The 14,510-nt window shown below is 63.1% G+C and carries 15 protein-coding genes; 8 read left to right on the forward strand and 7 right to left on the reverse strand.

Annotated features, from left to right (window positions below; genetic code table 11):
* Positions 1–15: 15 nt before the first annotated feature.
* From cobT to M3484_RS00270, 4 genes are all read right to left on the reverse strand, one after another.
* Positions 16–1,884 (reverse strand): cobaltochelatase subunit CobT, encoded by a 1,869-nt coding sequence (cobT, locus tag M3484_RS00255; protein ID WP_249495278.1) that lies wholly within the window; start codon positions 1,882–1,884, stop codon positions 16–18.
* Between the two features lie 206 nt (positions 1,885–2,090).
* Positions 2,091–3,065, reverse strand: a complete 975-nt coding sequence (cobS, locus tag M3484_RS00260; RefSeq protein ID WP_249495279.1) for a cobaltochelatase subunit CobS — start codon at positions 3,063–3,065, stop codon at positions 2,091–2,093.
* A gap of 188 nt (positions 3,066–3,253) precedes the next feature.
* Complete coding sequence (locus M3484_RS00265; RefSeq protein ID WP_249495280.1) at positions 3,254–3,730, reverse strand: hypothetical protein; 477 nt, start codon at positions 3,728–3,730, stop codon at positions 3,254–3,256.
* A gap of 66 nt (positions 3,731–3,796) precedes the next feature.
* Positions 3,797–4,432, reverse strand: coding sequence for a J domain-containing protein (locus tag M3484_RS00270; RefSeq protein WP_092896825.1), 636 nt, complete (start codon positions 4,430–4,432; stop codon positions 3,797–3,799).
* An 86-nt stretch (positions 4,433–4,518) separates the two neighbouring features.
* On the opposite strand from M3484_RS00270, the gene M3484_RS00275 reads away from it, so the two are divergent.
* Complete coding sequence (locus M3484_RS00275) at positions 4,519–4,770, forward strand: BolA family protein (protein ID WP_249495281.1); 252 nt, start codon at positions 4,519–4,521, stop codon at positions 4,768–4,770.
* A gap of 84 nt (positions 4,771–4,854) precedes the next feature.
* Positions 4,855–5,322, forward strand: coding sequence for an SRPBCC family protein (locus tag M3484_RS00280; RefSeq protein ID WP_249495282.1), 468 nt, complete (start codon positions 4,855–4,857; stop codon positions 5,320–5,322).
* Here M3484_RS00280 and M3484_RS00285 read toward each other — a convergent pair.
* On the reverse strand, positions 5,319–5,741 hold the full coding sequence (locus M3484_RS00285) for a rhodanese-like domain-containing protein (protein WP_249495283.1): 423 nt from the start codon (positions 5,739–5,741) through the stop codon (positions 5,319–5,321). The two genes, M3484_RS00280 and M3484_RS00285, sit on opposite strands and share 4 nt — an antisense overlap.
* A 53-nt stretch (positions 5,742–5,794) precedes the next feature.
* Between M3484_RS00285 and M3484_RS00290 the strand changes: the two genes are divergently transcribed.
* The 3 genes from M3484_RS00290 (at position 5,795) to M3484_RS00300 (ending at position 9,636) form a co-directional block, all read left to right on the forward strand.
* The gene (locus M3484_RS00290) at positions 5,795–6,253 is read left to right on the forward strand and encodes an NUDIX hydrolase (RefSeq protein WP_249495284.1); all 459 of its coding nucleotides are present in this window, start codon (positions 5,795–5,797) and stop codon (positions 6,251–6,253) included.
* Between the two features lie 77 nt (positions 6,254–6,330).
* Positions 6,331–8,982 (forward strand): aminopeptidase N, encoded by a 2,652-nt coding sequence (gene pepN, locus M3484_RS00295; protein ID WP_249495285.1) that lies wholly within the window; start codon positions 6,331–6,333, stop codon positions 8,980–8,982.
* Positions 8,983–9,102: 120 nt separating this feature from the next.
* Positions 9,103–9,636, forward strand: a complete 534-nt coding sequence (locus M3484_RS00300) for a hypothetical protein (protein WP_249495286.1) — start codon at positions 9,103–9,105, stop codon at positions 9,634–9,636.
* Positions 9,637–9,721: 85 nt separating this feature from the next.
* On the opposite strand, the gene M3484_RS00305 is transcribed toward M3484_RS00300, so the two are convergent.
* Positions 9,722–10,354, reverse strand: a complete 633-nt coding sequence (locus M3484_RS00305) for a transglycosylase SLT domain-containing protein (protein ID WP_249495287.1) — start codon at positions 10,352–10,354, stop codon at positions 9,722–9,724.
* Between the two features lie 395 nt (positions 10,355–10,749).
* Here M3484_RS00305 and gatB point away from each other — a divergent pair, with 395 nt between their 5' ends.
* The 3 genes from gatB (at position 10,750) to M3484_RS00320 (ending at position 13,388) form a co-directional block, all read left to right on the forward strand.
* Entirely contained in the window at positions 10,750–12,261 is a 1,512-nt protein-coding gene (gene gatB / locus M3484_RS00310) for an Asp-tRNA(Asn)/Glu-tRNA(Gln) amidotransferase subunit GatB (RefSeq protein WP_249495288.1), read from the forward strand.
* A gap of 189 nt (positions 12,262–12,450) precedes the next feature.
* Complete coding sequence (locus M3484_RS00315) at positions 12,451–12,765, forward strand: DMT family transporter (RefSeq protein WP_092896846.1); 315 nt, start codon at positions 12,451–12,453, stop codon at positions 12,763–12,765.
* A gap of 173 nt (positions 12,766–12,938) precedes the next feature.
* The gene (locus M3484_RS00320; RefSeq protein ID WP_249495289.1) at positions 12,939–13,388 is read left to right on the forward strand and encodes a DUF4177 domain-containing protein; all 450 of its coding nucleotides are present in this window, start codon (positions 12,939–12,941) and stop codon (positions 13,386–13,388) included.
* A 9-nt stretch (positions 13,389–13,397) separates the two neighbouring features.
* On the opposite strand, the gene M3484_RS00325 is transcribed toward M3484_RS00320, so the two are convergent.
* On the reverse strand, positions 13,398–14,504 hold the full coding sequence (locus M3484_RS00325) for a pyridoxal phosphate-dependent aminotransferase (protein WP_249495290.1): 1,107 nt from the start codon (positions 14,502–14,504) through the stop codon (positions 13,398–13,400).
* Between the last annotated feature and the right edge of the window lie 6 nt (positions 14,505–14,510).

Genomic DNA, 14,510 nt, shown 5'->3' on the forward strand with positions numbered 1-14,510 from the left:
GGGGGCAGCGCCCCCTCAGCCCGTTTTCCGCAGTCCGGCCCGTTTGGCTGCTTTCGGATCCTTGTCAAAAAGCCCCGCCAGCTGCTCTGTCATGGCTCCCGCCAGCTGCTCGACATCGGTGATGGTGACCGCACGCTGATAATAGCGCGTCACATCATGGCCGATCCCGATCGCGATCAGCTCGACCGCGCGGCGCTTTTCCACCATCGCGATCACATCGCGCAGATGTTTCTCAAGGAAGCTCGCCGGGTTCACCGACAGGGTCGAATCGTCAACCGGCGCACCATCCGAGATCACCATCAGGATGCGCCGCGCCTCGGGGCGTGCCAGCATCCGGCGATGCGCCCATTCCAGTGCCTCGCCATCGATGTTTTCCTTCAGGAGCCCTTCTTTCATCATCAGGCCGAGATTCGGGCGCACCCGCCGCCAGGGCGCATCGGCACTTTTATAGATGATATGGCGCAGATCATTCAGCCGGCCCGGCTGCTGCGGACGGCCCTCGGCGAGCCACTTCTCACGGCTCTGGCCGCCCTTCCAGGCACGGGTGGTAAAGCCGAGGATCTCGGTCTTGACCTGGCAGCGCTCCAGCGTCCGTGCGAGCACATCGGCGCAGATCGCGGCGATCGAGATCGGCCGCCCGCGCATCGATCCCGAATTGTCGATCAGCAGCGTCACCACCGTGTCGCGGAACTCGGTATCCTTTTCCCATTTGAACGAAAGCGGCGTGGTCGGGTTCGCGACAACCCGTGCAAGCCGCCCGGCATCCAGCACGCCTTCTTCGAGATCAAAGAGCCATGACCGGTTCTGCTGCGCCTGCAGACGCCGCTGCAATTTGTTCGCCAGCCGCCCCACTGCGCCTTTCAGCGGATCAAGCTGCTGATCGAGATAGGCCCTGAGCCGTTCCAGCTCTGCCGGTTCCGCCAGTTCTTCGGCGCGGATCTCTTCGTCAAACTGGGTCGTGTAGACGGTGTAATTCGGATCGGCATCGGAATGGGGCGCGGGGGGCGGCGGCTCCAGGGGCGCCTCGCCCTCGGGCATCTCGGTCTCGTCGCCAAGCTCCATCTCGGCATTGTCATCCATCTGGACCTGAGCCTGAGATTCGTCCTGCTGTTCTTCCTGGGATCGCTCGGGCGAGGCCTCGGCCTCTTCGCCCTGCTCCTCCTCGCCATCCTGTTGATCGGGGCTGTCCTGATCCTCTTCGGCCTCGTCACCGGCCTCGTCATCATCGGGACGATCCGGGTCATCGCCCAGCTGATCGCCATAGCCAAGATCCTGGATCACCTGGCGCGCCAGCCGTGCGAAAGCCGACTGATCTGAGAGCACCTCATCAAGGCTTCCCAGCGTGCCGCCGGCCTGTTCCTCGATAAAGCCGCGCCAGAGCGACATCACATTCTCGGCGCCCGCAGGCAATTTACGCCCGGTCGCGAGCGCGCGGACCAGATAGCCCGCCGCGACCGGCAAAGGCGCATCCTGGGCTGAACTGATCTGCGAATACCCCTTGCGATCCGCCTCCTGGCCGATTTTCGCATCGATATTGGTGGCGGTGCCGGGCATCACACGGGCGCCCATCGCCTCGCAGCGCGCGGTCTCCATCGCCTCGTAAATATCGCGGGCCAGCTGTCCGACCGGCGCATATTTCGCCGCCGTCTTCTCATCATGAAACTTGCGCCGCATCGCGAAAGCATCCGCTGTGCCACGGGCGAGCATCACCTCGTCCCGCGTCATACGCCGCGACACCTGCGGCAGCCGGACGCCATCGCGGTTCATGCCGGGCGGGTCGACCGAATAGGAAACGGTCATCTCCGGGTCGTCGGCCAGCACCTTCGTGGCCTCGGCAAGGGCTTTTTTAAACGGATCGGCGGGATTATCGGCGGGCTTGTTCATGGATGGACCCTGTCACCGGCGCGGGTGGAGATGCAAGGGAAATACCAGGGACCGGGAAGGGGGCTGTCTGCCCCCCGGTCCGCTGCGCGGCCCTCCCCCCGAGGATATTTAAGGACAGATGAAAGACGCTTTCTTTTCACTTGTCTGGAAATATCCCCGGGGGGAGGCCGAAGGCCGCGGGGGGCAGGCAGCCCCCCGTCTTCTTCTTACTTCATTGCCATCGAGGCAGCGGATTCCGGCAGTTCTTCATTGAAGCAGCGCTGATAGAACTCGGCGACGGTCTGACGCTCCAGCTCATCGCATTTGTTCAGGAAGGAAAGCCGGAATGCGTAGCCGACATTGCGGAAGATCTGCGCGTTCTGGGCCCAGTTCAGCACGGTACGCGGCGACATCACGGTCGAGAGATCGCCGTTCATGAAGGCGGTACGGGTGAGGTCGGCCACTGTTACCATCTGGCTCATGGTCTTGCGGCCCTCGGCCGTGTTGTAATGTGGGTTCTTCGCCAGGACGATGGCGGTTTCCGCATCATGTGACAGGTAATTCAGCGTGGCGACCAGCGACCAGCGGTCCATCTGGGCCTGGTTGATCTGCTGCACCCCGTGATAGAGGCCGGTCGTATCGCCAAGGCCTACGGTGTTTGCCGTGGCAAACAGGCGGAAGGACGGATGCGGCGTGATGATCTCATTCTGATCGAGCAGCGTCAGCTTGCCATCATGTTCCAGCACGCGCTGGATCACGAACATCACATCGGCGCGGCCGGCATCATATTCGTCGAACACAATCGCCACCGGGTTGCGCAGGGCCCAGGGCAGGATGCCCTCCTGGAATTTCGTCACCTGGCGGCCATCTTCCAGCTTGATCGCATCCTTACCGATCAGGTCGATCCGGCTGATATGGCTGTCGAGGTTCACCCGCACACAGGGCCAGTTCAGCCGCGCGGCGACCTGTTCGATATGGGTCGATTTCCCGGTGCCGTGATAGCCCTGGATCATCACCCGGCGATTATAGGCAAAGCCTGCCAGAATCGCGAGCGTGGTATCGGGGTCGAATTTATAGGTGCTGTCGATCTCGGGCACGCGATCTGTGCGATCGGCGAAGCCTTTGACCCGCATATCGGTATCGATGCCGAACACCTCGCGGACAGAGATCTCTTCGGTCGGCTTGATCGCATTATCGGGCATGGTTACGTCCAGATTTCGGGCAAATTTCAGGCGGTCCCGAGTTCATGGAACATTACGCACAGACGTGCAAGAGCGGCTTTGGTCGGGAGACTGTAACCGCCAACGGGGCGAGCCTCAGCGGTGATGCCCCAATTTTCGGCTCCGCAAACCTCGCCTGCGGGGGATGGCAGATGGGCGCCGGGCTTTTCTCAGCCTGGCATGGCGCTGTTGCTGCCGGCCGTGCACCGCTCACAGATCACGACGGCAGCGACAAGCACGATCAGCGACAGGCTTGCATGTTGCAGGAGAAACGCTGCCAGCGCGGGCAGTGCAGTCAGCAGTTCAGCCAGCGCCCTGGGCAGCGAAGGCACAAGTTTCGCGCCGATCTGTCCCGTCACGGTCAGCGGCGCGACAAGGCGATCAAAGCTCAGCCCCGCGATCAGGGCGCTGACGCCGTAAACCGGGATGATGAGCGCCGAAGTGATCTGCGGCCACCAGCCTGCCCGTCGCCAGAGCGGGGTGAAAAGCGCCGCGGCAATTGCCGCGAAGCCAATCAGAAACCAGGGCGTCGAGGTTTGGCCATACAAGTCCAGCACCCGCGCCGGCTCTTCCGCAAGGGCAACGCCAAGCGCCAGCGCAAATAAGGTCGCCAGCGCAATGACTGCGGCATTCTGCATTCTGCTCATTTTGCCCGCCCGTCCTCATATGGCTTGCGGCCGCAAATGCCTGTGGCGATGCCTCGCAAAGCCGGCTCAGTCGCGGAAATAGCGGCTGTCCTTGATCTGATCCCAGGCCCAGACCACCTCTTGCAGCATCTCTTCCTGGCTGCGGTCGCCGCCATTCATATCGGGATGAAGAACCTTGATCAGGCCTTTGTATTGCTTGCGGATTTCCGTTTTGGTCATGGTGTCGCGGGAATCGAGGATCTCCAGCGCTTTGCGCTCGGTTGGCGGCAGCTTCCGCGTCGCGCCGGTCGAGGCGGTCGAGGGCGCCGACCGGGTGCCCTTTTCGCCAAGGATTTCCAGCGGGTCATTCACCCCCATCCGGGCCCAGGCATTGCCGTCATCCTTTTTGGAAAACGGTTTGGTCTCACGTTCCCAGAGCCGGTCCTTCTCGACGATGCGTCTGAATTCCTCATCCGAGGTGCCGTCAAAGAAGTTCCACTTCAGATTGTATTCGCGAATATGGTCCTTACAGAACCAGAAAAATTCATCGAGCTGCTCACGCGATTTCGGCGCACGGAACTCGCCGCCTCTGTCGCAATCAGGGTAGTCACAGCGATGCGTCGAGGTTGCAGCCGCAGAGACACCGGCGCGGCGGCCGGCGGATTTACGCTTCTTATCCGTGGAAACACGGAGATCGAATTCGAATGGGTTCTTACTGACCATTGGATAGAGGGCCTTATGCTGCCTTTCCGACTCGGGCGGCCAAGTTTAGGTGATTTACCGGCGGATTGAAGAGGGGGTGGGTGAAAATGCCCGTGATTGACGAAATCGAGACAAAGCTGCGCGCGGCCTTCGCGCCGGAGGAGCTGGAAGTGCTGAATGAGAGCCATCGCCATGCCGGGCATTCCGGCGATGATGGCACGGGAGAGACGCATTTCGCGGTACGCATCCGCGCCGGTGTTTTCGCACCGATGAGCCGGATTGCCAGGCATCGCGCGGTGCTGGCGGCGCTTGGTGATATCCCCGGGCGCATCCACGCGCTGGCGCTGGATATCGGCTGAATCCGGCTTACGGGCCGGGGGGGACTGCTGCCCCGGCTGCGGATATGCGAGCCTTTCTTTACATGGATATGCAGGGAGGAAGCCATGCAGTTCAATCCCGAGACCGATTTGCGGATCGAGCGCCGCTTTCAGGCCGCGCCCGACCGCATCTGGCGCTGTCTGACCGAGCCCGCCCTGATCGAAGCCTGGTTCGCGCCGCGCCCCGTTGTCACCCGCGATGTCAGCTTGGATCTGCGGCCGGGCGGCTCCTTCCGTTCGGTGATGGATGTGCCGGGGCATGGCGAGATGCCGGGTCATGGCTGCGTGCTTGAGGTGGTTCCCGGGCGGCGCCTCGTCTGGACCGATCTGATGCGCGGTGGCTGGCATCCGAATGATGGCAGCTTTGGTTTTACCGCAGTGATGGAGGTCCTGCCCGACGGTGCGGGCTCGCTTTACCGCGCCAATGCGCTGCACCGCACGGCGGCCCAAAAGGCAGAGCATGAGAAAATGGGCTTTCACGAGGGCTGGGGCGCGGCTGCCGATCAGCTGGGAGAGCTTGCGCTGACGCTTTAATCCCCAGATGCGGCAGTGGGGCTGCGGCTTGCCAGCCTGTTAGGCCGCCACGAGGCTCGCGCAGTCAGCCCCATCTGGCCCGCGACCTCTGCTACCTGCGCGGAACGCCAGCCAGAGGCGCAACAGACAACGTAAAGCCAGTCTTCGGCCAGCCAGGGCTTGTGCCAGGGGCTGGCAGCATCGATCCAGGCTGCCCGCATGCCGCGCAGGGCAGGCCGGGCGCCGGAGATCAGCGCCTCGCGCTCCGGTTGGCGCAGGTCTCGGATATCGACAAACACCGCATCTCTTCCCGCCAGCAGTGTCGTAGCGGCGTCGGCTGCCATGGTGGTGGTCGCGACATTGGTCAGCGCCAGAAGATCGCGATATCCCCGTTTTTCGCGCGGCTCTGTTATGGACTTCGCCCCTGATTCTGCTGCCATTCTGCCAGGCCGGGCACCGTCTGGCGAGGGTGCAGATGAAGGAGCGTTTTGCCATGACCCGGATCCCGCCTCCTGTTTCAACCCCGCGTCTGGCTGCGCTGGCCGTGGTGGCACATGAGGGAAGGGTGCTGCTGGTGCGGCGCCGGAACCCGCCTGATCAGGGGCTCTGGGGCTATCCCGGCGGCAAGGTGGAGTTCGGCGAGCGCGTCTGCGACGCGGCCCTGCGCGAGCTGGCCGAGGAAACCGGGATCATCGCGTCTGTCATGCGCCAGCTGCCCGGGCTTGATATCATCGGGCCGGCGCAGGCGGGCACAGCGGGGGTGGCCTGGCATTATTTCCTGGTGCCGGTGGTCTGCCGCTACCTTTCGGGCCAGGTTCTGGCGGCGGATGATGCAGAAGAGGCCGCCTGGTTCCCCTGGGACACGGTGCTGGCCCGCGGCCTTCCGATGAGCGCGGATGTCGATGCGGTTCTGCGCGCGGCGCTTCACGAGGCAGCGACTGCCGCCCCCTGAACTGATCTTCAGGCCGGCCCCTTGTAACCGTCGGGGCAGGGGTCCAGGTATTCGTATATAAGGAAAGGGAAATCGCCATGACCGCCGATCATTCCAGCCCCGACGTGCCCCCCGTTGCCGAGCCATCTGTCGCAGAGACCCCCTCCGCTGATGCGGGTTCGGACAGGGCCCAAGACCCGCGCACCGTCTGGCTTGCCGATTACCGCCCCTTCAGCCATCTGATCGACCGGGTCGGGCTGACCTTCCAGCTTGCGCCGAAATCCACTAAAGTTACGGCAAAGCTGCATCTGCGCCCCAATCCCGAGGCGAAGGGCCGCCATGTGCTGCGGCTTGACGGCGAGGATCTGCGGCTGATCTCGCTGCGCCTTGACGGGGCGCTGCTGGATCTGACCCCGGACGAGAGCGGGCTGACCATTCCCGCCGACCTTCTGCCCGATGGTCCCTTCACGCTGGAAACGCTGGTCGAGATCGATCCGGTCTCGAATACCGCGCTTGAGGGGCTTTACATGTCGAACGGCATGTATTGCACGCAATGCGAGGCCCAGGGCTTTCGCAAAATCACTTTCTACCCCGACCGTCCCGATGTGATGGCGCGCTTTCATGTCCGCATCGAAAGCGATCTGCCGGTGCTTTTGTCCAACGGAAATCCGGCGGGGCGCGGCGGGTCCTGGGCGGAATGGGATGACCCCTGGCCCAAACCCGCCTATCTTTTTGCGCTGGTGGCCGGTGATCTCGTGGCGCATCACGACAGCTTCACCACGCGGTCAGGCCGCGCCGTCGATCTGGAGATCTGGGTCCGTCCGGGTGATGAAAATCGCTGCGCCTGGGCGATGGACAGCCTGATCCGTTCGATGAAATGGGACGAAGAGGTTTACGGGCGCGAATATGATCTCGACGTTTTCAACATCGTCGCCGTCGATGATTTCAACATGGGCGCGATGGAGAATAAGGGGCTGAACATCTTCAACTCCAAATTCGTGCTGGCCAGCCCCGAGACCGCCACAGACGACGATTTCGGCCGGATCGAGGCGATCATCGCGCATGAATATTTCCACAACTGGACCGGCAATCGTATCACCTGCCGCGACTGGTTCCAGCTTTGCCTGAAAGAGGGACTGACGGTCTTCCGCGATCAGCAATTCTCGGGCGATATGCGGTCCCATGCCGTGAAACGGATCGAGGATGTGGCGCTGCTCCGCGCCCGGCAGTTCCGCGAGGATCAGGGGCCGCTGGCGCATCCGGTGCGGCCCGAAAGCTTTGTCGAGATCAACAATTTCTACACCGCCACCGTCTATGAAAAAGGCGCCGAGCTGATCGGAATGCTGAAGACCCTGGTCGGTGATGCGGCCTGGGATCAGGCGCTTGATCTTTATTTCACCCGCCATGATGGCGATGCCGCGACCATCGAAGACTGGCTGAAGGTCTTTGAAGACGTGACCGGCCGAGATCTGAGCCAGTTCAGCCGCTGGTATCACGAGGCCGGCACCCCACGTCTGAACCTTTGCGAAAGCTTTGAAAACGGGCGCTATACGCTGACCTTCCGCCAGAACAGTCCGGCGACGCCCGGCCAGGCGCAGAAGACGGCGAAGGTGATCCCGATTGCGGTCGGGCTCCTCGCGCCGGACGGGTCCGAGGTGGTGCCGACCCGGGTGCTCGAGATGACAGATACCGAGCAATCCTTCACATTCGACGGGCTTGCGGCGCGCCCGGTGGCCTCTGTCCTGCGCGGGTTCTCGGCGCCCGTGGTGCTGGAGCGTGAGACCACAGCGTCCGAGCGCGCCTTCCTGCTCGCCCATGACAGTGACCTCTTCAACCGCTACGAAGCGGGGCGCTCGCTCGCGCGCGAGATGCTGACTGATCTGGTGCGGGGCAAGGATGACCTGCTGGCCGGCTGGATCCGGGCTCTGGTGCCGCTGATCCGCGATCAGAGGCTTGATCCTGCCTTCCGCGCGCTTTTGCTGCGCCTGCCGGGCGAGGATGATCTGGCCCAGGCGCTGCATGATCAGGGTATCGAACCCGATCCCGACGCGATAAGGGCTGCCCGCCGCCTTGCCGTACAGGACCTGGCTCACGCGCTCAAAGCCGACCTGGACGAGCTTATCCGGGGTCTGGCCGATGCCGGCCCCTTCGTCCCGGACGCTGCCGGTGCGGGGCGGCGGGCGCTGACCAATGCGCTGCTTGCGCTATTGTCGCGTCTGGAGGACGGCGCGGCCGCGAGGTCGGCTTTTGCCACCGCCAGCAATATGACCGCAAGCATCGGCGCGCTGACGGCGCTGCTGGATATTGGTGCAGGCGAGGCGGAACTGACGGCCTTCGCGACCCGCTGGTCCGCTGATCGCAATGTCATGGACAAGTGGTTCTCGCTGCAAATCAGCTGCGCCGCACCGGAGCGGGTGGCGGCGCTGGTTGGTGAGCTGACCCAGAGGCCGGATTTCGACCTGAAGAACCCCAATCGCTTCCGCGCGGTGTTCGGCGCTTTCGCGGCCAATCACGCGGGCTTCCACCGTGCGGATGGCTCGGGCTACCGGCTGTTGGCGGACTGGCTGTTGCAGCTGGACCCGCTGAACCCGCAGACGGCGGCCCGCATGTCGACCGCGTTCGAGACCTGGCCGCGCTATGACCCTGCGCGCCAGGGCCTGATCCGTGCCGCGCTGAGCCGCATCCTCGCCACGCCCGGCCTCAGCCGGGATCTGTCGGAAATGGCCGGGCGAATGCTCGCGGCCAGGTAACGGCCGCAGGTCAGGAAAACCTGCCGGAAGCCGCAAGCCTCCGGCCAGGATATTGACCTGCAAAGCCAGATGTCTTCACATGAGCGTGAATTTCAGAGGTGAATTGTTGGAGGTATACTATTGCCGGTTATCATCGCACTTCTCGGGATCATTGCGACGGCTGCCATCTGGTATTGGCGGATGAAGGCGGCCGGGCAGGCAGCGCAGGATCTGGTCGGCGTCGCGCAGGATGTCATGTCTGCGGCGCGGCGCTTTGGCTTTCGGCGCCGCTATAACGAACATCCGGTGGAAAGCCTGCAGGATGGCGATGTCGCCATCGCCGGCGCAGCCCTTGCCTTTCTGGAATTGACGGCTCTGCCGACCTCTGAACAGCAGGATGCGCTGCTGATCTCACTGCAACGTCATCTCGGCTATGACCGGGCGGGCGCAGAGGAGGCGGTGATCCTGGGCCGCTGGCTGATCAATGAATCGAAAGGCGCCGATCCGGGGCTGAAACGGCTGACAAAACGGGTGTGGAAACTGAAGGGCGCCGAGGGTTTTGCGCCGCTGATGCAGGTGGTGAAAGACATCGCAGCCGCCTCGCGCGATGGCAACCTGTCGCCGCGCCAGCGTGACGCGCTTGACGACATTGCCCGCCAGTTCCGCGTCAGCTGAGACGGGTGCGCGCTTTTCCCCCGACCCGAATAGTCAAACGGCCCCGCAAGGGGCCGCTTTCATATCCGCGCCATCATGGCCCGGATCAGAGTTTCGCTGACCCCGAGCACCAGGGCTGAGCCGATGTCCAGGCCGACATCTCGGCGCGCTTTTCGGATTTGCGGAACGGGCCCCAGTCGCGGCCAATGCCCTGATTGCCGGCGCCGGCAACAACCCCGTCCCGTGCCACGGCTTTCGAGAAGATCTCGACCGCACAGCTCAGATTCTCGCCACCGTCTTTCAGTGCCGAAACCGATTGCGCGTCACAGCCATGCGAGGCCGCCGTGCGCGGCGAGATCTGCATCAGCCCGATATAGCGCCCGCCACCGCCCGAAGCTTTCGGGTTCCAGGTGCTTTCATGTTTCGCAACCGCATGCATCAGCCCGACCCAGAAGGCGCGGCGTTGTTCGACAGATGCCGATTTATAGGCCGGGCACCAGCTTGCGATATCAGAGGGCACGCGCGCCGAAAGCTCGGCATCCTTCTGGGAAACGGCGGCCAGGGCCTCATAGGTCCATTCCTTTGATCCGGAATAGCGCTCCCAGCCCATTTGCGAGGTGGCGATGAAACTCTCGGAGGGAACTGCTTTGGTTCTGCCACCGGCCTGAACGCAGGCGCTCAGAGACAGGGCAACCGTTACTGCCGCAAGGGCACGCAGACCCAACCTGGAGATTTTCATGCTTCTTGCCTTCTATGGCCTCGGGACAATGCCGAAAGGGCGAACCGGATAAGAGGCAGGCCAGGGGAATCGACGGTGCGGCAATAAGCGGCAAAGCCCGGATATGCAAAGTTCTGTGCGAAAAACCGGCGGGTTCTCGCCAGTGCTCCTGGCGGGAACCTGGCGGGATTTTGCCCGAAGCGGCATTTTCCTGCGGTTTTTCCCTGCATCTGGCCCGGGATCTTCCCCTGCCTTTCCTGTGCGAAAGCCGCCCCGGTCAGGGGCAGCCGGGTCTTGCCCCCGACCCGCGCGCGCCCTAAACACCGACGGGACCGCTTAACGGGGTGCTTTTCCGGCCTCCCGCAGCGTGTGATTCTGTCAACCGACCCGATCCCGACCTGCCGCAGAGGTGGACTATGCTCGATCTGACCTATACGCCCCCCGTTCCGAAAATTATCGCCGGTGCGAAACATGACTGGGAACTGGTGATCGGGATGGAGATCCATGCCCAGGTCGCCTCGAATTCCAAGCTGTTCTCGGGAGCCTCGACCACCTTCGGCGCCGAGCCGAACACCAATGTCAGCTTTGTTGACTGCGCGATGCCGGGCATGCTGCCGGTGATCAATGAATTCTGCGTCGAACAGGCGGTCCGCACCGGGCTGGGCCTCAAGGCGGAAATCAACCTGCGCTCGGCCTTTGACCGCAAGAACTATTTCTACCCGGACCTGCCGCAGGGCTATCAGATCAGCCAGCTCTATCACCCGATTGTGGGCGAGGGCGAAGTTCTGGTCGAAATGGGCCCGGGCGTCGCGCGTCTGGTCAGGATCGAGCGCATCCATCTCGAACAGGATGCCGGCAAGTCGATCCATGACATCGACCCGAACCTGAGCTTTGTCGATTTCAACCGCACCGGTGTTGCGCTGATGGAAATCGTCTCGCGCCCCGATATCCGCGGGCCGGAGGAAGCCGCAGCCTATGTCGCCAAGATGCGCCAGATCCTGCGTTACCTTGGCACCTGTGACGGCAATATGCAAAACGGCAATCTGCGGGCCGATGTCAACGTCTCGGTCTGCCGCCCCGGCCAGTATGAGAAATACCAGGCGAGCCAGGATTTCAGCCATCTCGGCACGCGGTGCGAGCTGAAGAACATGAACTCCATGCGCTTCATCCAGGCTGCGATTGATTTCGAGGCCCGCCGCCAGATCGCCATTCTCGAAGATGGCGGCCAAGTGGTGCAGGAAACCCGGCTCTACGATCCCGACAAGAACGAGACCCGCTCGATGCGCTCGAAAGAAGAGGCGCATGATTACCGTTATTTCCCATGCCCCGATCTTCTGCCGCTGGAAATCGAACAGGCCTGGGTCGACGGGATCGCGGAATCGATGCCGGAACTGCCCGATGCCAAAAAGGCGCGGTTCATGTCGGATTACGGGCTGACCGATTACGACGCCTCGGTGCTGACGGCTGAACTGGAAAATGCCAGCTATTTCGACGCGGTCGCCAGGGGCAGGGATGGCAAGCTCTCGGCCAATTGGGTGATCAACGAGCTGTTCGGTCGGCTGAAAAAGGAAGGCCAGGAGATCGGCGAAAGCCCGGTATCCAGCGCCCAGCTTGGCGGCATTGTCGATCTGATTTCCGCGAATGTGATTTCGGGAAAAATTGCCAAGGATCTGTTCGAGATCGTCTGGACCGAGGGCGGCGACCCGGCCGTTCTCGTCGAGGAACGCGGCATGAAGCAGGTGACGGATACGGGTGCCATCGAGGCGGCGGTCGATCAGATCATCGCCGAAAACCCTGCCCAGGTTGAAAAAGCCAAACAGAACCCGAAACTTGCGGGCTGGTTCGTAGGCCAGGTGATGAAGGCCACCGGCGGCAAGGCGGCCCCCGGTGCGGTCAATGATCTGGTGATGAAAAAGCTCGGCCTCTGAGGCACGGCCAAAGGGTGGTTGCCTTCGGGCAACAGAAAACAGACAGGCTCCGGCATGGCTTGACCGCCCCGGGGCCTGTGTTATTTTTCGGCCCAAGGGCGTGAAACCGTCGCTCCGATGGCATGGGGACGACCCCGTTGCCTCAGGTTCTGCCCGGGACGGCCCGGCTCTTCTGGAGGCATGGCCGTAATGGCATGGATTTTTCTGATTGTTGCCGGGGTGCTCGAGGTTCTCTGGGCCTATAGCATGAAACTCTCGGATGGGTTTACGAAGCTTTGGCCCAGCGTCATCACGCTGGTGGCGATGGTGTTCAGCTTCGGGCTTTTGTCACTGGCGATGCGGGTGCTGCCTCTGGGCACCGCCTATACGATCTGGACCGGGATCGGTGCGGTCGGGGCGTTTGTGGTCGGGATCATATTCCTGCACGAGCCTGCGACGGCGCTGCGTATTCTTGCCGCCTGTATGATCGTCGGCGGTCTGATCCTGATGAAGCTGTCCTCCTGACCGCAGGAACGGGCTGACAATCTACCATCACCTGGGGCGCGCTGATGGGCGCCCCACAACATAGGCTGCCTGATGCGGTAATGGGGCAGATTACGGAAAAACCGTTTTGTGATTTGGACTTACAGAGAAGAATTCACTAAACTGCCTGCAAGAAACCAAAGCCGGAGAGCAGGATGCAACGGTTCGAATATAAGGTTGTTCCGGCGCCCCGCAGGGGCGAAAAGGCGCGTGGCGTCAAATCCACGGAGGAGCGTTTCGCGCTGGCCCTGAGCACGGTGATGAATGAGCTGGGCGCCGAAGGCTGGGACTATGTGCGCGCCGACAGCCTGCCTTGTGATGAGCGTTCGGGTCTGACCGGCACGAAAACCAGCTTTCAGAACATGCTGGTCTTTCGCCGCGAAATCCTTGCCGAGGCGCCGCGCGCTCCGGTGTTCACGCGGGCTGCGGTGGCGCCTGCGGCTGCGCCCGCAGAGCCTGCATCCGCTATCCCAGTGGCCGCCGCGCCCGTTGCCGCCGCCCCCGAGACTGCCGCCGTCCTGGTCCCGGTTCTGCACGCCCAGCCCCGTGAGGTGAATTCTGCGCCCTCGCTTGGCCCGGCGCGACCCGAAGTCGCGGCGGAATAGGCCCGCAGGTTATGATCCCTGCGCGGCGCGCAGGGCTTCGGGCAGGACTTCGGCGACCAGATCCATCATCGGCTCCGGCCCGAGGCTGATGCGGATACAGCGATCCAGAGGCGCGACACCAGGCATGCGGATGAACAATCCGCGTGCCTCGCATTGCGCGAGGATCCGGCGCGCATAATCGCCATCGCGACCGCAATTCATCGTGACGAAATTGGTGGCCGAGGGCAGGGGATCCAGCCCGTTTTCGCGGGCGATTGCGCTTATCCGGTCGCGGGCCGCGCTGATGCGGGCGCGGATGGTCGGGATCCAGTCCGGGTCCTGCAGCGAGGCCAGCGCGCCCGCGAGGCTGATCCGCCCCATGCCGAAATGATCGCGGATCCGGTCGAAACTTCCGGCAAGATCGGGCGCGGCAATCGCATAGCCGACCCGCGCCCCCGCCAGCCCCCAGGCCTTTGAAAAACTGCGCAACCGGATCACCTGCGGATGGTCGGCGGGAATATCGGGGATCGCCTCATCCGGTGCGAGCTCTGCATAGGCCTCGTCCAGCACGAGGAGCGTTTCCGGCGGCAGCGCATCGGCAAGCGCGCGGATCGTGGCGCCGGGATGATGGCTGCCCATCGGATTGTCGGGATTGGCGAGATAGAGGAGCCTCGCGCGATGGGTCTTTGCCGCTGCAAGCAGCGCCTCTGGGTCTTCATGCGCGCCAAGATAGGGCACCCGGACCAGGTCGGCGCCGGCGCCCGTGACGTGGAAATTGAAGGTCGGATAGGCGCCAAGGCTTGTCACCACCGTCTCGCCGGGTTGCAGCACCATCCGACACAAAAGACCGAGCAGCGTATCCACCCCCGCCGCAATAGCGATATGGTCGCGCGTGCAGCCGTGGCGGGCGGCAAGTGCCTGTTTCAGGTCGTAATTTTCGGGGTCTGCATACATCCACACCTCGGAGGCCGCAGCCTGCATCGCAGCCAGCGCGCGGGGTGAGGGGCCAAAGCCGCTTTCATTGGCGCCCAGCCGGGCGCGGAAGGGGCGGCCGGAGCGGCGCTCCAGCGTCTCGGGGCCAGTAAAGGGCACGGTGGCGGGAAGGGCGGCAATGCGGGGCGTAAGGAAGCGGCTCATGATGCG

It is taken from the genome of Pseudomonas sp. GX19020 (assembly GCF_023371075.1).
In the GTDB taxonomy this organism is placed as follows: Bacteria; Pseudomonadota; Alphaproteobacteria; order Rhodobacterales; family Rhodobacteraceae; genus Pseudogemmobacter.